Below are 21,394 nucleotides of genomic sequence, written 5' to 3' on the forward strand. Positions count from 1 at the left end.
CCAATGCGGTATCGTTGCTTCTACATGTGTTCTTAGTCGCCTTGTTGCAAAAAATCACCTAATGTTTGCAGCGCTTCACCTTGATCATGTCCCGTAGCTGTTAGTTCAATTGTCTCACCCTTAGCAATAGCTAAATTCAATAACCCCATAATACTCTTCGCATTGACACGACGATTACCTTTAGTTAAATAAATCTCTGACGAAAAGCTATTCGCTTTTTGAACAAAGATTGAGGCTGGAGAAGCTTGAAGCCCTGGATCCACACTAACGAGACATTTCATCGGTTTGATTCGCTCCTTTTGACAAAATTTCAAAAAATCATACAACACTTTCATTATACGCGATTTCTTCCAAATCACATTAGTGATATTTGGCCTGTTTTATAGTAACTGTTCTGTGCGTAGGTGATCTGCAAATTGATCGATTTTTTTCAATCGATGATTTACGCCAGATTTACTTATTTGAGAGCCGCTGACTAATTCCCCAAGCTCCTTTAATGATACTTCTGGGTGCTTGACACGTAAATGCGCGATTTCTTGTAATTTATCTGGCAAAGCAGCTAGTCCAACAGTTTTTTCAATAAACTTAATGTTTTCAACCTGTCTAAATGCCGCGCCTATTGTTTTATTCAGATTAGCCGTTTCACAATTGACTAAACGATTAACAGAGTTACGCATGTCACGAATAATTCGAACGTCTTCAAACTTAAATAAAGCATGGTGTGCGCCAATATAATTTAAAAACTCTGTAATTTTCTCAGCTTCCTTTATATAGGTAATGAAACCATTCCGTCGCTCAAGTGTACGCGCATGCAAATCAAAGCTATTCATGAGTTTTTGCAGTGAATTATTATGTTCTTCGTAACTATTAGCAATCTCTAAGTGATAAGAAGATGTTTCAGGGTTGTTAATCGAACCGCCTGCTAAAAAGGCACCTCTTAAATACGCACGCTTACAGCATGATTTCTTTAGATATTGATCTGAGATTGTTCGAACAAATGCGAAAGGTTCTTTCAAGATATTTAAATCAAGTAAAATATCTTTAGCACCTTCCTCAATCCTTACAATGTACACATTGTTTTTCTTCAATTTCATTTTTTTACGCACAAGCAATTTGATTGGATACGGATAGAGCGCCTTAATCAACGTATACATGCGCCTAGCAATCGCAGCATTCTCCGTTTGAACGTCTAAAACGTACGTCATTCTTGCAATCGAAACAGCGCCATTCATACGAATAAGTGCCGCCAGTTCTGCTTCTTTACAGCAGTCATTGTTATCAATTTGCGTCAGTTCTTTTTTGATTTCTGATGCAAAAGACATAAGACATTCACCTTTCTAATTGATCACATACACCAATCAGTCCACATAATATTTTTGCGACTTTATTTTTATCATGTCGTAAGACATGATCGTGATCTGTAATAATGTTTCCTTCGACAATTTCTAAACCAAGTGTTTCTAAGCGCTCTTTATCATAAACAACAGGCTGCGCTTGTTCTTCTAAATAACGTTCTAAAATTTCTTCTGTAAAACCATCGCTATGAACAAGAATGGTATCTATAACGCCCTCACCTACATGCTCTAAAATCACCCGTGCATGATCGTAAGCCGTAAAACCGTCCGTTTCGCCATTTTGCGTCATGACATTACACACATAAACAACTTCAGCATCTGTTTGACGCAACGCTTCAGCGACCTGTGGAACAATAAGATTTGGTAAAGTACTCGTATAAAGGCTACCTGGAGAAATAACAATTAAATCTGATTTTTTTATTGCCTCAACCGCTTCAGGTAAAGGCTCAGCTGTTTTAGGTTCGACAAACACACGGTGAATAGGTTTATTAGCTCGCGGAATATTTGATTCACCAACAACAATTTCTCCATCCTGCATTTCCGCACTCAAAAAAAGGTTTTGATTTGCGACAGGATAAATTTGCCCCTTCACATTAAATACCTTTTCTATTTCTTTAATACCTAAATAAAAATCGCCTGTGACAGCTGTCATTGCCGCTAAAATGAGATTCCCCATAGAATGCCCTTTTAATCCCACTTCTCCTAAATCAAATCGATGTTGCAATAACGCTTCCATCATCGGTTCAACTTCTGAAAGTGCTGCAATCACATTACGAATATCGCCCGGAGCAGGCATAGACATCTCTGTGCGTAGACGTCCAGATGAACCGCCATCATCAGCTACTGTCACAATAGCTGATAAATCAATCGGGTATTTCTTTAGCCCGCGCAATATAACTGGCATACCTGTACCGCCACCAAGTACAGTTACTTTTTTTAGAGTTTCTTCCATTATTAATGTCCCTTCCGTTTGTCAATATCTCGGTGAGAGACATGCGTCGTATATTGGTGAGAAAAATACTTTGCAACATGTTCTGCCAATGCAACAGAACGGTGTTGACCACCGGTACAGCCAATGGCAATGACGAGTTGAGATTTACCTTCTTTTTTATACTGTGGCAACATAAAACTCAATAAATCTAACCATTTGTCCAAAAACTTCTGTGTTTCAGACCACTTAAACACATACTCTCTAACATCTGGGTTTAGGCCAGTTTGTGGCTGTAGATGCTCGACATAGTGAGGATTCGGCAGAAATCGCACGTCAAAAACGAGGTCAGCATCAATCGGCATACCATATTTAAAGCCAAAAGATATCGCATGTACTGAAAAGATTTGTTGTTCTTTTTCACCATATTTCCGAACGATTTTTTCTCGTAATTCTTTTGGTTTTAAGTTAGTTGTCTCAATAAAATGCTGCGCTCTACCCCTTAAATCACTTAACAGCTGGCGCTCTTTCTTTATACCCTCAAGCGGTAAGCCATTAGGTGCGAGTGGGTGTGAACGACGCGTTTCTTTATAACGTGATACGAGTGTTTGGTCCTGTGCATCTAAAAATAATATATGCTCATCAATCCAATCTAAATCTGACAATACATCCAAACTTTTAAAGAGTGCATCAAAAAATTCGCGTCCTCGTAAATCAATCACCAGAGCTACTTTATTAATATTATTTGATGCATCTTTCATTAGCTCTAGAAATTTAGGTAAGAGTGCAGGAGGTAAGTTGTCTACACAATAATAACCTAAATCTTCAAAACTTTGAACAGCAACTGTTTTTCCAGCGCCACTCATACCTGTAATAATAACAAGAGATGTTTCACGGTGTTGGGTCATGTCCTCTGCCTCCTCTATTTATCTTGCGTTTTATAAGATATTAATTGATCTTGTTCATCCAATTCAAACTGTGCATAAAGCAATTCTTTCTTAATTAAGGCATATTCGTGTATTATGCGATCACTCGGTGCCGTCGGAATATCACGTAATTGACTAAAATCAACCCATTCCAGCTCACCTTCAGGGCATGTCTCAACAAGTGTCCCTGTATAATTCTCAGCCACAAATGTAAACATCATCCAGTCATCTTTTGGAGGTGTTGCTGACGTTTTATTCATTGTTGCTATACTCATAATTTTCGGATTAATAACGTTTAAACCTGTTTCTTCAAATACTTCTCTAATAACAGCTTCCTTGATTGTTTCCTTTGGTTCCATTTTGCCACCAGGCATAGCGTACCATCCATAGCGCGGCTTTTTAAGTAAAAGTACTTTGTTATTATTTACTATCAAACAATTTGTTACACGTTGCATATGCTTCACTCACTTCCTCGTTGACACTCATTATCTATTATAGCAAAACTTAAGCTAGCAATCGATTGTTTCATCTTAAAAAAGTTACCAAAACCCTGTAATTTCTCACCAACCTGGCATTTCTCTAATCCTTTTTTCCAAAAAAAACTAATTATTCAAAAACACATAAGGATTTTAGATGGAGGTAGGTCAAAATATATCTGCGTAATTGCAAGAAAAATATAGGATAGGAGTCTTATCGTGTTAAACGATAAAATAATAACGGTGATATATCTACAAAAAAAGACACAGTCTTTGAGTACATGCTCAAACACTGTGCAAATTATTTTCTTATATTAAAAGGGGGGGTTAATTACTTACTTATAGTATACCCCTCTTCCTTTGCAGTTAGGTTACAAAAAGATTAAGAACGAGTAAAGTTTTACTGAACTTGTTTTTGTAGCTCTTCTTCAAGCTCTTCAATATAATGTTGAGCATTTTGTCCTGCAATACTCCCATCACCTGTTGCTGTAACAATCTGACGGAGTGTTTTTTCACGAATATCACCTACGGCAAAAATACCAGGAATATCTGTTTCCATCTGATCATTGGTAGGAATATATCCGTCACTGTTTGTAATGCCTAGCGATTCGAACGGTCCACTCAATGGCTCAAGTCCAATATAAATAAACACACCATCAGCTGCTTTTTCCGTTACTTGGTCAGTATGAACATTTTTCAATGTCACTGATCCAACTTTTCCATCTTTTCCATTAATATCTGTGACAATAGTATCCCAGATAAAATCAACCTTATCATTTTTGAATGCACGCTCTTGAAGAATTTTTTGCGCACGTAATTCATCACGTCGGTGAACAATAGTGACTTTCTTTGCATAGCGTGTCAGATAAACACCTTCTTCAACTGCAGAATCACCACCACCAATGACAATCAATTCTTTATCTTTAAAGAACGCCCCGTCACATACAGCACAATATGAAACGCCGCGACCTGCTAACTCCTCTTCACCCGGAATACCTAACTTCTTATACTTCGCACCCGTTGCGATAATAATGGTTTTCGTTTTATACTCTTTATCGCCAGCTTTCACTGTTTTATACCGGTGACCATCAATAATACTTGTAATGTCACCATAAGCATACTCTGCGCCAAACTTCTTTGCATGTTCAAACATTTTGTTTGATAAATCTGGCCCAAGAATACTTTCATATCCTGGATAGTTTTCGACATCTTCTGTGTTAGCCATCTGACCTCCCGGAATTCCACGTTCAATCATTAAAGTATCTAAATCAGCACGTGAAGCGTAGACAGCCGCTGTCATACCCGCCGGTCCTGCACCAATAATTATTACATCATAAATACGTTCTTCAGTCATTTACACATTCAATCCTTTCTGTTTTAACTATGCGCGATAGCACGGATTATATCTAATAGTTTGTTATACCTATTATGGTATATAACTTTCCTCGCGTCCACTGATTTGCTCAGTACTGGTTTTCCCAAGGTGCTGGTTGATTTAGAAGACTTTTGTGTAATCGTTTCGCTTCTTCAAACAATGCCAGCGCTTCTGCTTGGTAATCTGCTTGATATAATGAAAGACAGTAATATTTATAATAGTCTACATGATGCTTAACAATTGATTTATTTAAGCGCTTAAAACGATCGATGGCTTCTTCGTTATATCCAGCTAAGGTATAACCAATAGCAACCTTTAACGCTTGTTCTTGATGTAAGGGATATACCCCAAACAATGTTGCCATCACTTTTTTCACATCTTCATTTCTTCCCATATGGTAGTAGAAAGTTGCTAAATTAAACCTAGAAGCTAATTGTTCTGGTGATGACCGAAGCACCGCTTCCTCTTCTTTTATAGCCGCGATTTGTTCCCCATTAAAAAAACGCGCATAACGGAGTTGAAAAGAAAATACTTCATGATCTGGGAAGAGCTCGACTGCCTCTTGTAATGTTTCAGTTGCTTTTACATAATCTTCTTGCTGTAAATAATAAAAAGCCGTCTCCTGATACATGACCAAATCATCTTCATCTTCAAAGTACTCCATTTCTTCTTCAAGCGTTAAGTCAAGTACCGTTATCAGTTGCTCAGCTTCTGAATAAAATTCACCGTCAGGATCCTTCTCCATATAAAGTGTCGCGTATTTTTGCGCCTCATTTAACAGGCCAAGATGAGCATAGTTGTTAGCAATTAAATAATAACTATCCACATAATCATCACCATGAGAAGCTATCACTTCATTCAATATTTGATTAGCCGCATGATAAGCGCCAATCTCCGTATAGATAATTGATATTTGTGACGGGTATAGCGCCTCAGACGGATCAATATCTTTTGCCTTATTTAAAAATTTTAAAGCCAAATCAAATTTCCGCTTATAAAAAGCATCAACGCCTTTTGTAAAGAAAAAATCGCCGTCATGAATAAACGGAATGATTTTCTGTTTTGGTAAGGTTGGGTTTGACATATTATTTTTCAAAGTCATTTAATACCCCTTCTAAACATAGTGTGTTAAACGTAAGTATAGCATAGAACACGCAGTCCTCACACTATTTATCCTTAATCAAGCTTATTTCTTTCCTCGAGAAATTGCTTTACTTCTCTCTCATAGTAAGAGCGTTCTTCTCTTGTCCACGCAAGACGGTATTCTAAAAATCGCAAGATTTGAAAGACGACTTCCGAATGAAGCGTATAAAGAAAGACGCCTAGACGGAGTCTTCGCATCAAAAAATCTCCAGCTTTATAAATACCTTCATTTTCTAACGTATAAAGTAATTCGATAAATAACAATTTAGGAATTGGATAATCAATCATGAGTCGTTCCACTCGCTGACTGTATTCTTCAAATCTATCAGGAAGAAGTTGATATTTTGTCATCAACTGACATTCCCGTTGAGAAAAGCGAGGTAATTCCTCATTTGAATCCTCAATAATCTCTGAAACAATAACACGTTCTTTCGTTGTTGATGCTTCGTATAAAATTGCCGCTTCTTTTTTAAACTGTTTGACGATTTCATCCCCAATTAAAGCAGCATACCGGCGATAATTTGACATTGGACTTCCAATAGCTGTTAAGACATCAGGTCGTGTATTATAGAAGGCTAATGGCTGTTTCGCAGCATGTGTCACGACTTCCCTCACTGTCTTTAACGTCACTACACGATCAGGATTAAGCACTTGTTGTTCGAGGAGATGTGATAGGTGACTTTTTACTTCGTTAAAGACCATATGCGTTCGAAGCATATCATCTCCTTGGCGAATCGTACTAATCAACACCCCTTCTTCCTTAGGTATAATCGTCACAGTTTGAGAAAAAACGCCTCCCTTTATGATTAAAGGCACCTTTATTGGCCAGAGCGTATCATCCATCAGCCATTGATACTTTCGTCTAGGTGATAGCGTAAGTTTTGATGCTGATTGGTCCTTATATCGATTGTGCCAAGAACCAGATTCTAGTCCTGTCGCATTAACAACTTTTTTTCCATAAATCACGTGTGTCTCACCGATAATCTGATCTTCCACAAATACCCCTTTTACTGCGTCCGCTGATATATATAAGTCTGTGACCATTTGATAATTCATCACATCAGCCCCTAGGGCTACACTTGCCTTTATTAAATCAATTGTAAGTCTTGCCGTATCAACAAAAGGTATGTGCGTTTGTGTTAAACGTCCAAATGATTGCAATGGTTTTTTAAATTGGTCGTGAATCATCACTTTTGTGACTGGTTGTTCTACCGAATCTTTCTTGAAAAAAGGTAAGAAGCGCCTTTTTACTTGTTCTGAGACAGGAGAGTGGTGTGACATCACCTCGACTGCTGGTATGAACTGAAAAGCACTTCCTAAATTACTATTTAACTGTTGTAATTCATTTCTTTTACTTTTCGGTAAACTTTGAAAGGTATCCTTATCATAAATAAGTACATCAAAGCTTTCAGATGCAGCAGAAGCAAAGTCACTTTTTTCTAATAGCAATGTCTTAACCCCACGCGTTTGTAAATCAAATAAGATGCTTGCACCAGTTAATCCACCACCAATAATAATGACATCATACGTTGTTTCAAGAATGTGACGCATCGTCTCTTCTCGATTAGCATTAGAAAATTTCACACAAATCCCTTCTTTACTGTCCATCTATTTTTCTTTCAGTAACAACCATCGGATTACCTCTTGCAAAAGCATGGGCTGGAATACTTTTTGATACGACTGTTCCCGCCGCCACTGTTGCTCCGTCACCAATCGTTATGCCGGGTAAAATCGTACAGTTTGCACCAATCATCACATTTTTACCAATAACGACGTCACCTAAACGGTATTCTTTAATGAGGTACTCATGCGTTAGAATTGTGGTATTATAACCAATGATCGTATTATCACCCACAGAAATCCGTTCAGGAAACATTAAATCAACCATTACCATTAAGGCAAATGCTGATTGTTTTCCTACTTGCATGTGTAAACACTTACGATACAGCCAATTTTTCACTGGGAAAAATGGTGTATACCGCGCGAGTTGAATAATAATAAAGTTCTTCATTACCTTAGAAAAGGCCACCGTTTTATATAATTGCCATAAGCTATTAGGACCCTCGACAAAGAAACGTTCCGTTTGTCGCATCATTCCACCTCAAGTATTGTTAATAAATCTTTCAATTCTTCTAACATATAATCCGGTTTAAAATCCGCTAAAAAATCTCTGCCTTTGATTGCCCAACCTACGCCTGCTGTTTTGGTTCCCGCATTTTGACCCGCTTCGATATCATGTGAATTATCACCAATCATAAGCGCATGCATTGGTGTTTGACCGAGAGCATCTAAAGCTTTTAACACTGGTTCAGGATGAGGTTTTGCGTGTTCAACCTCATTTAAACCAATCACCACATCAAAATAAGGTGCCAGTCCTGTCATTTCTAACCCGAGTTTTGCAGTATCTGTCATTTTTGTCGTTACAATTGCTAGATTAAAGTTAAGCTCATGTAATTTTTTAATTGTTTCTACAACTGTCGGATAGGCTTTTACATACGTCCCATGTGCGCTAATATTATGTGATCGATATGTTTCCATCATCGCTTCTGCTTGAGATGGATCAACACTCGTTAAACTGTCAATCAGTGGTGGACCGATAAATGGTAAAATCTCTTCTTTAGAATAGTCTCTCCCTGTATGTTTTTTTAATGTGTGTGTAAATGATGCAATAATAAGTTCATTCGTGTCAATCAACGTTCCATCTAAATCAAATAATAATGTGTTAATCATAATACCCTCCGCTAAATAGTTTGTCTTTTTTCTACATGTGTCCATATAATACTTACAATACGAGTTAATATAATGGCTGTCAATAAGCGAATAACAAACAATGGCCATACAGGAATCCCCAGAGGAACAAAGATTAATGTATCTTCAACTACCGCATGGCAACTAACAAGAAAGATAAAACTTAAATACATATCTTTTTTCTCTACTTTATCATCTTTAATCGCCTCAACCATCACACCAGCACCGAACGCGAGTCCCATTGTTAAACCTGCAACTAACGTCAGGGTTGCATTACTTCTGATACCTAGTAAACGTGTAAATGGTGATAACCATTCGGTTAACATATCCAACCAACCCAAATCACGAAAGAGCTGCATCACTACCATAAGTGGCACCACAATAATCATCAAACCCCAAACACTCGCTAATGCAGCCCTTAAAGCGTAAGTAATGATATTTAGTATTCCTGTAATGTCATTTTGTCCAACAGTGCTTAATGAGTATTTAGCTAGCGTGTCTCCAAACGGCACAAAGTGATGAATGATGATTGCACTGAAAAAAGCTAGGCTTAACCGAATGATTACAACAATCGGCCACTTTATCCCCACTCTTACCGCTATCGTTGATTCAACAAGTAAATTATGAGCAAAACTCAACATGACAGCTAGCATAAAGACTTGCTTCACTGTAAACTCGAACGTTATGATTGCTGCAATTCCTGCATATAAATTTAAACTGAAGCCTAATACAAGTGGCACACTTGCTTCTCCTGGAAGACCGATATAACTCATTAAAGGCGTGATTTTTTCGATAAAAAAGGGTAAAACAGGTGTGTGTTGTAGTAACGAAACAATGAGTGTGATTGGAAAAATAACTTTACTTAACGTCCATGTCACATTCAATCCTTTATGTAAACCTCTAATTAATATCTTTTTCATGCTACTCCTTCTAAAAACATTTAATCTGAAAAGTAACCTGTTGAATGACTCAACAGGTTACACATTACTTTCTTTTCTTTCCGTTGTAAAAAACAGTGATCCACTGTTTTTTTCTATTGAGATACATTAAGACAAGACTTAAGATAATTAACAGAATAGAAATCAGTTGCGCTGTTCTTAAGTTACCTACAACGTATAGACTATCCGTCCGCATACCTTCGATAAAGAAACGTCCAACAGAATAGCCCATAACGTATGTTAAGAAAATATCACCTCGTAATGGATTGACTTTACGTAAATACATTAAAAGACCAAAAATGATTAAGTTCCAAACAGATTCATATAGAAAGGTTGGATGATACAGGACACCATCAATGGTCATTTGGTTTTCGATAAATGACGGCAAGTATTGGATAAAGGTATCATATGCCCAATCAGAAACCGGACCACCATGTGCTTCTTGATTCATAAAATTTCCCCAGCGACCTATCGCTTGGCCAATAATAATACTGGGTGCCGCAATGTCAGCCAGTTTATAAAATGGAATGTCACGCTTTTTACAGAATATATAGGCCACAATAACAGAGCCTATAAGCGCGCCATGAATAGCAATACCACCTTCCCATACCGCAAATGGCGCCCACCATTCTCGATCTAGGTAACGTTGCCATTCAAAAATGACATAGTAGAGTCTTGCCGAAATAATCGCAATTGGTAACGCCCAAATGAGCAAATCCGCGAACGTTTCATTTTTAAGTCCCAGGCGAACACTTTCTTTCGTTGCGAGCACAAGTCCAACAACGACGCCCGTAACAATAATAACCGCATACCAATAGATTGTAATCGGTCCTAATTTTAAAAAGACTGGATTTAACGCTTGGTTTAGTATAAACAAACCATTTCCCCCTTACAGCAATTAAAACTCTTTATTTTGTTCTAGATTATGTTTCTCTGATTCTATCGTTTCAGCTAAGCGCGCAGTAAATTCTTCTGCTGCATTTAACCCTAGACGTTTTAGACGGAAATTCATAGCCGCAACTTCGATAATAACAGCAACGTTACGACCTGGGCGGACGGGTATAGTCGCTTTTGGAATTTCTACATCAATAATTTTTAACGTTTCTTCTTCCATGCCAATACGGTCATACTGTTTTTTCTCGTCCCAGTTCTCTAAGTTAATGACGTAATCAATTTCTTTATGTGAACGTACAGCACTTGCACCAAACAAAGTCATCACATTAATAATACCTAACCCTCGAATCTCCAATAAGTGTTCAATAAGCTTTGGCGATGTTCCAATTAAACGATCATAATCTTCTTGTGTAATTTCTACTGAATCATCTGCAACAAGTCGGTGACCACGCTTGACAAGTTCCAGCGCCGTTTCACTCTTACCGACACCACTTTGTCCCATGATCATCACACCTACACCGTGAATATCAACAAGGACACCGTGAATGGCTGTAAAGGGGGCAAAGCGTGATTCTAAAAAGTTCGTTAATCGACTCACAACACGCGTTGTCTTATATGGTGAACGTAAAAGTGGCACGCTTTTCTCATTACACGCTTCTATTATCTCTTGTGGAATATCCATCCCTCTTGTGATAACGATGCACGGCGTTACTTTTGAACACAGTTTAAGCGATCGAGCTTTTCTTTCTTCCGACGTCAGTTCATTAAAATAAGACAGCTCTGTCTTACCAAGAATTTGCAAACGTGCTTTCGGATAATATCTAAAATAACCTGTCAACTCAATTCCAGGTCTTGAAATATCACTCATAATAAATTCACGGTCAAGTCCTGTTTCACCTGCTACGAGTTCTAATTTGAACTCATCCAACAAATCTTTTGTTTGTACTTTAGCCATGGTGATTCCACCTTCTCTCTTTAGTTAAATAGTTTACTTTCATCAGCCACTAAAGCTAAACTTAACTCTGGATGAACATCTCAATAATTATTGTAGCATGAATTACTTATCCTAGCATTAACTATGCGCAAACATAATCTTAACTTCAATCATGCCCCTTACACTATTAGTCAAAAAAACAGCATCAGCAGATATGACATCATTTATTGTTAATCGTTTCTCTTCAACCTGCTTATTATCTATAAGCATATTTCGGTAAATCCCCGGTAGACACCCCACTGATAGTGGCGGCGTATACCTCTTTCCCTTTTTTTCTATCACGACGTTCCCAATCGCGAATTCTGTTACCTCTCCCCGCTCATTATAAAGCAGCGTTGAAAAGTTGTCTGACTTCTTAACAGCCAACGCATCATAATGTGAGCGCTGCGTTGTTTTATAACAACTAAATAAATGCTTGCTTGATATAGGTTGCTTGGCCAGATAACAGTATATAGGGGCTTGTAATTCATTTATTTGAATAACCTCTGCAGATAATAAGCCATCTTTAGCAAGCAAAAGTCTTACTTTATATTCTCCTTTTGGATATTGCTTTGTTAGCTTTATTTTCATGTCACGCAACTGTGATTCTTCTAATATAAATTGAAAAGTTTTTGCCGCTTGTGTTAATCGCCTTATATGCTGATCGTATCTGATAAATGTACCATTTGATAAACGCAGTGATTCTAACAAATCAAACATGGGTAAAGGAATATCTAGTACCTTAGCCTTTGTGTGCACCTCTTGAAACTCTTCACTTCCTATTGAATCCCACGTAATTCCCCCGCCTACACCATAAATAGCCTGGTTTGTTGACGCATCAATACTGACCGTTCGAATAGGAACATTAAAAATAGCCTCTTTCTTTGGCGTAACATAGCCAATTGCTCCACAATACACCCCGCGTGGCGTATCTTCTAAAGATTTTATATAGTCCATGGTTTTGATCTTGGGAGCACCCGTAATTGACCCACAAGGAAAAAGAGCTTTAAACCAATCAACTAAGCCACTATCTTCCGGCACTTCAGCTTCTATTGTTGAGGTCATTTGATGAACGGTTGGATATGTTTCAACTGACAGTAATTTCGATACATGAACAGACCCCTTAGTTGCTAGCTGCCCTAAATCATTTCTCAATAAATCAACAATCATCATATTTTCCGCTCGTTCTTTTTCAGAGGATGTGAGATGGGATTTATTCATCTCATCAGTTTCTGGTGTTGTCCCTCTTTTACTCGTGCCCTTCATCGGTTTTGTAGTAATATGCTGATTATTGACTTTAAAAAATAACTCTGGTGAAAGTGACAAAATATGCTCATCGTTATATTGAAGGTAAGCGCTATAATTTCCTTGTTGTTTATCTCTTAGAGCTAGATAATAACTGTAAGGATCACCAAAAAACTTAGTAAACAACCTTATTGTGTAATTGACTTGATATGTATCGCCCTGCCTAATCGCTTCCTTTATCCGAGCAATTTTTTGCTCATAACGGCTTATGTCCTCACTTATTTGCCATGGATGGAGAAAAAAAGGGGCCTTCTTTGCCTTGTCTACCTGTGATGGCGACTCAAAACTCGCAAACACCATAAGTGGAGCTACTGATTTATTTACATTGAAGTGTGGATCAAATGCGGCTGCAGCTTCGTAAGCAAGATACCCAGCAACATATAGTCCCTGATTGTTTGCCTCTTCTACCTCCTTAAGCATCGGTATCACATCTTCTATCCTATCGGATTGCCATACCTTTTTAGGGTTACTAAAAAGGTATGGCGCATTTTTTTGATCAGTGTGTTTTTTAAAATCAAATCGGAAATAAAGCGACATAAATGTTCCTACTTTCACAATTAATCTATGTTTTATCATATCAAAAATATCGCTTTCTTGCGATAAAAGTGTTTTAATATAATTTCAAAGTGGGACAAAATTCTAAAAGATTATAACATAAAACCTTTTGTTTTACGGCTTGCTTTTCATTTTTTTCTAATGGAAAATTATTTTTGAGTAGCTCAATATCAAGTAAAACTATCGTCCACCTCTATTTTTAATTTGAACCCATCTAAGGGAATGTATTGCATCCGAAAAAAGTCAGATACCAAACGGCATCTGACTAAAAATCAACAGTCACTAATCATTTAATCCACTTTGAAGCACCATATTTATTAATGAGATAACAATTGATGCGACAATAGCTAAACCAAAACCATCAATAACAAAACCATCTCCAATGATTGATTGTGCGAGCATGAGTGTGATTGCATTAATCACAAACATAAACAGACCCAATGTTAAAATTGTGATTGGTAAGGTGAGAATGACTAAGATTGGTTTGACAATAGCATTGAGAACTGTTAGGATAACTGCTGCGATAATTGCAATCCAAAACGACTCAATATAAAAGCCATCAAATAGATAACCAGCCGTAATAATAGCGAGCGCTTGTAAAATTAGCGATACAAGCCATCTCATCATCAATACACCTCACTTTTCGGAATAATTATTGCTGCCGCAATGTATAAAACCGTTAACGGTAAACCAGCCGTAAATAAGAGTAATATGATAAAAATTAATCGTATTAACGTCGCATCCACATTTAAATATTCGGCCAGTCCACCCAAAACACCTGCTAGCATAACATTTTGATTTGATCGATACAGTTTTTTACCCATCAGCTATTCCTCCATTCAAAACAACCGTTATTTACTTTAATTACACTATAACATTCCACTTTTCCAATAAAAATAAACATCTTTCACTTCTGTGGCGTTGCTTTATTTAATAAAGGTGCCAGATACTTTCCTGTATACGAGGCATCATGTTCACAAATTATCTCTGGTGTTCCAGTTGCCAAAATCGTACCCCCGCGGTCTCCACCTTCCGGTCCTAAATCAATCAAATAGTCACACGTTTTAATGACATCTAAATTATGTTCAATAATTAAGACGGTGTCACCGTTTTCTACAAGACGATTAAGCACTTCCAATAAGCGTGAAATATCATCCACGTGTAGACCAGTTGTTGGCTCGTCTAGAATATAAAGTGTCTTTCCGTTAGAACGTTTATGCAACTCGCTAGCCAATTTCACGCGCTGTGCTTCACCGCCAGATAATGTGGTAGCCGGTTGACCTAGACGTATATAACCAAGACCAACATCAAAAATCGTTTGTAGTTTCCGTTTAATTTTAGGAATGTTTTTAAAGAAATCTAATGCTTCTTCTATTGTCATTTCTAAGACATCCGCAATATTTTTACCTTTATATTTTACTTCTAATGTTTCTCTGTTATACCTTCTACCATCACATACTTCACAAGGGACATAGACATCCGGTAAAAAGTGCATTTCGATTTTTATAATGCCATCGCCTCGACATGCCTCACAACGGCCACCCTTAACATTAAAACTAAAACGTCCCTTTTTATAGCCTCTGACTTTCGCCTCATTCGTTTGAGCATATACATCTCGAATATCGTCAAACACGCCTGTGTATGTTGCTGGATTTGATCGAGGGGTCCGACCTATTGGTGACTGATCAATATCAATGACCTTCTCTAGATGTTCATGCCCTGTTAATTTCTCATGTTTACCTGGTCTTTGCTTAGACCGATTCAATAATTGTGCAAGTTTTTTGTGAACAATCTGATTGATTAATGAACTTTTCCCTGAGCCTGATACACCCGTGACCCCTGTCATTAGACCAATCGGAATAGCGACATCGATATTTTTTAAGTTATTTTCACGGGCGCCAGTAACAGTAAGCCAGCGATCATCTGGTTCTCGTCGTTTAGAGGGCACATTAATTTGTTTTTTGCCTGAAAGGTATTGTCCTGTGAGTGATTGCTTATTTGCCATCACCTGCTTCGGTGTTCCTTGAGCAACAATTTGTCCACCATGTTCTCCAGCACCTGGACCAATATCAATTAAGTAATCTGCCGCAAGCATTGTATCTTCATCGTGTTCAACCACAATTAATGTATTACCTAAATCACGCATGTTTTTTAGTGTTTCAATTAAGCGATCATTATCACGTTGATGAAGACCAATAGAAGGCTCGTCTAAAACATAGAGCACCCCCGTTAAAGCAGAGCCAATTTGGGTAGCTAATCGAATCCTTTGTGCTTCTCCACCTGATAATGTACCAGCTTTACGAGAGAGTGTTAAGTAATCTAATCCAACATTAATTAAAAATGTTAAGCGTTCATCAAGTTCCTTTAAAATAAGTTTAGCAATTTGGCGTTCTTGTTCAGTCAAATTAAGCGTTTGGAAGAAATCCCTTGCTTCTGTCACAGGAAGGTAAGCAATTTCTCCGATATGACGCCCGTTAATACGTACAGCTCGTGCTTCTTCATTTAAACGATAACCTTGGCACGTGGGACAATCGGACTCTGCCATATATTTTTCCATTTGTTCTCGAATATAGTCTGATGTCGTTTCTTTAAAGCGGCGCTGTATGTTATGAAGTACACCTTCAAATTCAATTTTCGTATCCCTTGACATCCCATAATCATTCTCATATTTAAAGCGTATTTTTGTTTTACCACTACCATTTAATATTTTGTTCATATGTTTTTTTGGTAAATCTTTCACTGGGGTATCCATATCAATACCGTAATGGGCACAGACACTTTGTAATAACTGTGGATAGTACTGTGAACTCGTTGGCTGCCAAGCGACAATAGCCCCTTCGTTTAGCGTCAAAGATTTATCTGGAATAACTAAATCAATATCAACTTCCTTTTTATGACCTAAACCGTCACATGTTGAACACGCACCGTAAGGTGCATTAAATGAGAAAAGTCGTGGCTCAAGTTCACTTATAGAAAAGCCGCAAATGGGGCAAGCGTGGCGTTCACTAAATTGCAATGCCTCTTTTCCTATAACATCAACAATTAATTGACCTTCCCCTAGCTTTAAAGCTGTTTCTACTGAATCACTCAAGCGACTTTTAATGCCCTCTTTCACAACAATTCGATCAACGACAACTTCTATCGTATGTTTTTTGGTTTTCTCTAACTTAATATCATCGGTAATCTCAACCATTTCACCATCAATTCGTAAACGTACATAGCCTTCTTTTTGAAGATTCTCAAGTACTTTTGTATGTTCACCCTTACGACCCGAAATGACTGGTGCTAATAACTGTAATTTCGAACGTTCTTCGAGCGCTAATATTTGATCAACAATTTCTTCGACTGTTTGCGAAGTAATTTCAACACCATGAACCGGACAAGTCGGATGTCCAATTCTCGCCCATAATAGCCGCATATAATCATATATTTCTGTCACTGTAGCCACGGTTGATCGCGGGTTATTACTCGTTGTTTTTTGATCAATTGAAATCGCAGGTGATAATCCTTCAATTGTGTCGACATCTGGTTTATCCATTTGACCTAGAAATTGACGCGCATAGGCTGATAGAGATTCCACATAACGCCTCTGACCTTCCGCATAAATTGTATCAAATGCAAGTGAGGATTTCCCGGATCCAGATAATCCAGTTAAAACAACTAACTTATCTTTTGGAATATCAATATCTATATTTTTTAAGTTGTGCACCCGTGCACCTTTAATGGATATATGTTTTTTAACCAACGCACTCATCCTTCCGCTTTTAGCTCAAAGACTAAATCACGCAATTCAGCCGCTTTCTCAAAGTTTAAGTCTTTGGCTGCTTGTTTCATTTCTGTTTCCATCTGTTCAATAAAGACAGCACGCTCTTTTTTAGTCATACTATCAATATTTTTCTTCGGCATCTTATCACTATCCATTGCCTCTACTGTTGCTCGAATCACATCACGTACTTCTTTGTTAATCGTCTTCGGTACAATACCGTGTGCATCGTTATAAGCCATTTGTTTTTCGCGACGGCGCTCTGTTTCATCAATGGCGCGGCGCATAGAATCAGTGATACGGTCAGCATACATTATCACTTGACCATTCTCATTACGCGCCGCACGTCCCATCGTTTGAATGAGTGCACGGTCAGAGCGTAAAAAGCCTTCTTTATCTGCATCGAGTATCGCGACTAGAGATACTTCAGGTATATCAATACCTTCTCTTAATAAGTTAATCCCAATAAGAACATCGTACTTACCAACACGTAAATCACGAATAATCTCAATGCGTTCAAGTGTTTTAATCTCAGAATGTAAGTAAGCCACCTTTATACCGATTTCTTTTAAATAGTCGGTTAAATCTTCCGACATTTTCTTCGTTAATGTCGTAATCAAAACACGCTCATTACGCTGTGCTCGTAGATTAATTTCATGAATTAAGTTGTCAATTTGACCTTGTATCGGTCTTACCTGAACAGGTGGATCTAATAAGCCTGTTGGGCGGATAATTTGTTCGACCATCTCCGGAGTATGTTCTAATTCATATGGTCCAGGTGTCGCTGATACAAAAATTAACTGATGTGCTTTCTCTTCAAATTCCGTAAATGTTAAGGGGCGATTATCAAGTGCAGATGGCAATCTAAAACCATGGTCAACAAGTACTTGTTTCCTCGCTTTATCACCATTAAACATCCCGCGAATTTGTGGGAGTGTCACGTGAGACTCGTCAATAACAATAAGGAAATCATCCGGAAAATAATCAATCAGCGTATAGGGTGTCGCACCAGCCTCGCGCAAAGTTAGATGACGCGAATAGTTTTCAATTCCAGAACAAAAGCCCATCTCTCCCATCATTTCTAAGTCATAACGGGTGCGTTGCTCAATTCGTTGTGCTTCAATTAGCTTATCGTGTTCTTTAAAGAATGCGACTTGTTCTTTCATCTCTGCTTCGATATTTTTCATTGCAATCTTTAATTTATCTTCTCCAGTTACAAAGTGTGATGCTGGAAAAATAACGATATGCTCACGGTCACCTAATAACTCTCCCGTTAATGCATCCACTTCTCTAATACGATCAATTTCATCTCCAAAAAACTCAATCCGAACACAGTGTTCTTCACGAGATGCAGGGATGATTTCCACCGAATCACCTCTTACTCGAAATGTGCCGCGCTGGAAATCAATATCATTACGCGCATATTGAATATCAACAAGTTCTCTCAACAGCTGATCACGGTCTTTTTCCATACCGGCCCGTAAACTTAGCATCTGAGAACGATACTCTTCCGGTGAACCTAAACCATAAATACAAGAAACACTGGCTACAATTAATACATCCTCTCTTTCAAATAATGAAGAAGTAGCCGAGTGTCGCAACTTATCTATTTCATCATTAATTGAGGCATCTTTTTCAATAAACGTATCCGTTGATGGTACGTAAGCTTCTGGCTGATAGTAATCATAGTAACTTACAAAGTACTCAACCGCATTATTCGGGAAAAATTCTTTGAATTCACTATATAATTGCCCGGCTAGTGTCTTATTATGTGCAATCACAAGGGTCGGCTTTTTGACTTCCGTTACGACATTAGACACAGTAAAGGTTTTACCCGTTCCCGTTGCTCCAAGTAACGTCTGCATCCGCCTATTCTCATTAATGCCTTTAACAAGGGCATCAATAGCTTTTGGTTGGTCCCCTGCTGGTTGATACTTAGAAATAAGCTCAAAAGATTGAGACATCATTTTTCCTCCATTCATTCTACTTATGTCGTTTACCTTACGCAAAACAATGTAAACCTATTATACATAATATTTTTCAAAAAGGCGAACAAACATTCTTTTTTGTTCCATAACCGTAACAATCTTATTCATATTGAATCACTTTTTAGGGTTTTATCAAAGCCAAAAGGCTTAGAACGCATGTATCGTCTAAGCCTGTATCTTATCTATCTATATTTTACTTTAATTTCGAAATAATAACCATTCTGACTGCTCCCACAGCTAAAGCAGTGGGCTTCCTTCGACGAATTTCTGTGACGCAATTAGGCTTGATTATACTGATTGACTTCGAATAGATCGATTAACGCTATATCTTCGTGCTTATCCGTAAACCAACGTAAAGCAAAATCATTTTTAAACAAGACTAGAAAGTCTCCTTCACGATCTTTCACTAATAGATTTCTATCATCAAATAAAGTGGTATCTACTTGTTGGTCTTTAAGCCAACGCGGAATCCTTTCTCCCACAGACTCAAACACAACATCCACATTGTATTCATGTTTCATACGATGCTCGAACACTTGATACTGCAGTTCTCCAACCGCACCAATGATATAGTTTTCCATTGGGTACGTCGTGAAGAGTTGAATAGCCCCTTCTTGGACCAGTTGTTCTAAGCCTTTTTTAAATTGTTTTGACTTCATTACATTTTTTGCTGTTACACGTTTAAATAACTCTGGTGGAAACTGAGGCATTTCGTCGTACTCAAACGTCTGCTTGCCTTCAAGTAGTGTATCGCCAATACGATACACACCAGGATCGTAAATACCAATAATGTCACCTGGGTAAGCTTCATCCACTGTATCACGACTTGATGCAACAAATTGTTGTGTTTGGTTCAGTTTAAAAGATTTTCCGGTTCTAGGCAACGTTACTGTCATTCCTCGCTCAAACTTACCAGAACACACGCGAAGAAAAGCTACGCGGTCTCGGTGAGCAGGATTCATATTTGCTTGAATTTTAAAGATAAACCCCGAAAATTGTTCCTGTATTGGGTCAATTAAGCCTTCGGTTGTCTTGCGCGCTTTCGGTGTAGGTGCTAGGTCGATAAACGTATCAAAAAATGTCTCTACACCAAACGGGGCCAACGCACTACCAAAGAAGACAGGTGTTTGATCACCTTTTAATACTTTTTCTATATTAAATTGATCACCTGCTTCATCTAATAATGACATCTCTTCTTCTGTTTCTTTAAAAGTCGTATCCTCAGTAATTGCTTGATAATCGCCACTATGCAAATCATCAAAGGGGATATAACTTTCGGGGTCATTTCCATTAAACTTTACAAACTGATTGTTGTAGCGATCTAATATACCAAGGAAACGTTTACCCATACCAACGGGCCAATTCATTGGGTATGTTTCGATTTCTAATACTTCTTCAATCTGATCCAATAAATCAAAAGGTTCGCGCCCCTCACGATCAAGCTTATTTATAAAAGTAAAAATCGGAATCCCGCGCATCTTACATACTTTAAATAACTTAATGGTCTGTGCTTCTATTCCTTTTGTCGCATCAATAATCATCACAACACTATCCACTGCCGTAAGCGTACGGTAAGTATCTTCACTAAAATCTTCGTGTCCAGGTGTATCTAAAATATTGACTTTATAATCTTTGTAGGGAAAATTCATCACACTTGAAGTTACTGAGATACCCCGTTGTTTTTCAATTTCCATCCAGTCACTTGTCGCAAACTTACCCGACTTCTTTCCTTTGACTGTTCCAGCTTCTCTAATTAAATTTCCAAACATAAGCAGCTTTTCTGTCATCGTTGTTTTCCCGGCATCCGGGTGTGAAATAATCGCGAATGTTTTTCGCATATCTGTTTCTTGTTTAATGTGCATTATTTTATTCCTTCTCTCTTAAGCTAGATACATCTCTATTTTTCATTCGAAAATTTTTACATCAATTAAAATATTGATCGATTGACTCTTTCTACGTTTCTTTACATGTTTTAACCCCTCACACGTTCGGTTTCTATTGACTCTGTAATTGAAAGTAGCACAAAA

At 37.8% G+C, this 21,394-nt stretch carries 19 protein-coding genes; all 19 read right to left on the reverse strand.

Going from position 1 to position 21,394, the window contains the following annotated elements; translation table 11 throughout:
• Positions 1–32: 32 nt before the first annotated feature.
• A complete protein-coding gene (locus BM163_RS05010) occupies positions 33–281 on the reverse strand; it encodes an HPr family phosphocarrier protein (RefSeq protein ID WP_089800871.1) in 249 nt (82 codons plus the stop codon).
• A gap of 99 nt (positions 282–380) precedes the next feature.
• A complete protein-coding gene (gene whiA, locus BM163_RS05015; protein WP_089800873.1) occupies positions 381–1,322 on the reverse strand; it encodes a DNA-binding protein WhiA in 942 nt (313 codons plus the stop codon).
• A gap of 7 nt (positions 1,323–1,329) precedes the next feature.
• Positions 1,330–2,307, reverse strand: a complete 978-nt coding sequence (gene mgfK, locus BM163_RS05020) for a gluconeogenesis morphogenetic factor MgfK (protein ID WP_089800875.1) — start codon at positions 2,305–2,307, stop codon at positions 1,330–1,332.
• 2 nt (positions 2,308–2,309) lie between these two features.
• Positions 2,310–3,191, reverse strand: a complete 882-nt coding sequence (rapZ, locus tag BM163_RS05025) for an RNase adapter RapZ (protein WP_089800877.1) — start codon at positions 3,189–3,191, stop codon at positions 2,310–2,312.
• Between the two features lie 14 nt (positions 3,192–3,205).
• Positions 3,206–3,664, reverse strand: a complete 459-nt coding sequence (locus BM163_RS05030; protein WP_089800981.1) for an 8-oxo-dGTP diphosphatase — start codon at positions 3,662–3,664, stop codon at positions 3,206–3,208.
• Between the two features lie 421 nt (positions 3,665–4,085).
• Positions 4,086–5,039 carry a thioredoxin-disulfide reductase gene (gene trxB / locus BM163_RS05035; protein ID WP_089800879.1) on the reverse strand — a complete coding sequence of 318 codons (954 nt, stop codon included), beginning with the start codon at positions 5,037–5,039 and terminating at the stop codon, positions 4,086–4,088.
• Between the two features lie 109 nt (positions 5,040–5,148).
• A complete protein-coding gene (locus BM163_RS05040; RefSeq protein WP_089800880.1) occupies positions 5,149–6,162 on the reverse strand; it encodes a tetratricopeptide repeat protein in 1,014 nt (337 codons plus the stop codon).
• A gap of 74 nt (positions 6,163–6,236) precedes the next feature.
• The gene (locus tag BM163_RS05045; RefSeq protein ID WP_170243659.1) at positions 6,237–7,787 is read right to left on the reverse strand and encodes an FAD-dependent oxidoreductase; all 1,551 of its coding nucleotides are present in this window, start codon (positions 7,785–7,787) and stop codon (positions 6,237–6,239) included.
• Between the two features lie 13 nt (positions 7,788–7,800).
• Positions 7,801–8,295 (reverse strand): acyltransferase, encoded by a 495-nt coding sequence (locus BM163_RS05050; protein WP_089800884.1) that lies wholly within the window; start codon positions 8,293–8,295, stop codon positions 7,801–7,803.
• Positions 8,295–8,936 carry a pyrophosphatase PpaX gene (ppaX, locus tag BM163_RS05055; RefSeq protein ID WP_089800983.1) on the reverse strand — a complete coding sequence of 214 codons (642 nt, stop codon included), beginning with the start codon at positions 8,934–8,936 and terminating at the stop codon, positions 8,295–8,297. The genes BM163_RS05050 and ppaX overlap by 1 nt, the downstream gene beginning before the upstream one ends.
• A gap of 8 nt (positions 8,937–8,944) precedes the next feature.
• Positions 8,945–9,871, reverse strand: a complete 927-nt coding sequence (locus BM163_RS05060) for a nucleoside recognition domain-containing protein (protein ID WP_089800886.1) — start codon at positions 9,869–9,871, stop codon at positions 8,945–8,947.
• A gap of 64 nt (positions 9,872–9,935) precedes the next feature.
• Positions 9,936–10,766, reverse strand: coding sequence for a prolipoprotein diacylglyceryl transferase (lgt, locus tag BM163_RS05065; RefSeq protein ID WP_089800888.1), 831 nt, complete (start codon positions 10,764–10,766; stop codon positions 9,936–9,938).
• 21 nt (positions 10,767–10,787) lie between these two features.
• On the reverse strand, positions 10,788–11,738 hold the full coding sequence (gene hprK / locus BM163_RS05070; protein ID WP_089800890.1) for an HPr(Ser) kinase/phosphatase: 951 nt from the start codon (positions 11,736–11,738) through the stop codon (positions 10,788–10,790).
• A gap of 117 nt (positions 11,739–11,855) precedes the next feature.
• A complete protein-coding gene (gene pabB, locus BM163_RS05075; RefSeq protein ID WP_170243660.1) occupies positions 11,856–13,598 on the reverse strand; it encodes an aminodeoxychorismate synthase component I in 1,743 nt (580 codons plus the stop codon).
• A 300-nt stretch (positions 13,599–13,898) separates the two neighbouring features.
• The gene (locus BM163_RS05080) at positions 13,899–14,240 is read right to left on the reverse strand and encodes a phage holin family protein (RefSeq protein WP_174787618.1); all 342 of its coding nucleotides are present in this window, start codon (positions 14,238–14,240) and stop codon (positions 13,899–13,901) included.
• Positions 14,241–14,242: 2 nt separating this feature from the next.
• The gene (locus tag BM163_RS05085) at positions 14,243–14,440 is read right to left on the reverse strand and encodes a PspC domain-containing protein (protein ID WP_089800896.1); all 198 of its coding nucleotides are present in this window, start codon (positions 14,438–14,440) and stop codon (positions 14,243–14,245) included.
• A gap of 83 nt (positions 14,441–14,523) precedes the next feature.
• Positions 14,524–17,361, reverse strand: coding sequence for an excinuclease ABC subunit UvrA (gene uvrA, locus BM163_RS05090; protein ID WP_229675512.1), 2,838 nt, complete (start codon positions 17,359–17,361; stop codon positions 14,524–14,526).
• 5 nt (positions 17,362–17,366) lie between these two features.
• On the reverse strand, positions 17,367–19,343 hold the full coding sequence (gene uvrB, locus BM163_RS05095; RefSeq protein ID WP_089800901.1) for an excinuclease ABC subunit UvrB: 1,977 nt from the start codon (positions 19,341–19,343) through the stop codon (positions 17,367–17,369).
• Between the two features lie 302 nt (positions 19,344–19,645).
• A complete protein-coding gene (locus BM163_RS05100; RefSeq protein ID WP_089800903.1) occupies positions 19,646–21,229 on the reverse strand; it encodes a peptide chain release factor 3 in 1,584 nt (527 codons plus the stop codon).
• Positions 21,230–21,394 lie beyond the last annotated feature (165 nt).

Source organism: Halolactibacillus alkaliphilus (assembly GCF_900115465.1).
Lineage (GTDB): Bacteria > Bacillota > Bacilli > Bacillales > Amphibacillaceae > Halolactibacillus > Halolactibacillus alkaliphilus.

Bases quoted from the DNA above. Each gene is read 5' to 3' on its own strand.
- BM163_RS05010 (WP_089800871.1), bottom strand. From the start codon at position 281: ATGAAATGTCTCGTTAGTGTGGATCCAGGGCTTCAAGCTTCTCCAGCC.
- whiA (WP_089800873.1), bottom strand. From the start codon at position 1,322: ATGTCTTTTGCATCAGAAATCAAAAAAGAACTGACGCAAATTGATAAC.
- mgfK (WP_089800875.1), bottom strand. From the start codon at position 2,307: ATGGAAGAAACTCTAAAAAAAGTAACTGTACTTGGTGGCGGTACAGGT.
- rapZ (WP_089800877.1), bottom strand. From the start codon at position 3,191: ATGACCCAACACCGTGAAACATCTCTTGTTATTATTACAGGTATGAGT.
- BM163_RS05030 (WP_089800981.1), bottom strand. From the start codon at position 3,664: ATGCAACGTGTAACAAATTGTTTGATAGTAAATAATAACAAAGTACTT.
- trxB (WP_089800879.1), bottom strand. From the start codon at position 5,039: ATGACTGAAGAACGTATTTATGATGTAATAATTATTGGTGCAGGACCG.
- BM163_RS05040 (WP_089800880.1), bottom strand. From the start codon at position 6,162: ATGACTTTGAAAAATAATATGTCAAACCCAACCTTACCAAAACAGAAA.
- BM163_RS05050 (WP_089800884.1), bottom strand. From the start codon at position 8,295: ATGCGACAAACGGAACGTTTCTTTGTCGAGGGTCCTAATAGCTTATGG.
- BM163_RS05060 (WP_089800886.1), bottom strand. From the start codon at position 9,871: ATGAAAAAGATATTAATTAGAGGTTTACATAAAGGATTGAATGTGACA.
- hprK (WP_089800890.1), bottom strand. From the start codon at position 11,738: ATGGCTAAAGTACAAACAAAAGATTTGTTGGATGAGTTCAAATTAGAA.
- pabB (WP_170243660.1), bottom strand. From the start codon at position 13,598: ATGTCGCTTTATTTCCGATTTGATTTTAAAAAACACACTGATCAAAAA.
- BM163_RS05080 (WP_174787618.1), bottom strand. From the start codon at position 14,240: ATGAGATGGCTTGTATCGCTAATTTTACAAGCGCTCGCTATTATTACG.
- BM163_RS05085 (WP_089800896.1), bottom strand. From the start codon at position 14,440: ATGGGTAAAAAACTGTATCGATCAAATCAAAATGTTATGCTAGCAGGT.
- uvrB (WP_089800901.1), bottom strand. From the start codon at position 19,343: ATGTCTCAATCTTTTGAGCTTATTTCTAAGTATCAACCAGCAGGGGAC.
- BM163_RS05100 (WP_089800903.1), bottom strand. From the start codon at position 21,229: ATGCACATTAAACAAGAAACAGATATGCGAAAAACATTCGCGATTATT.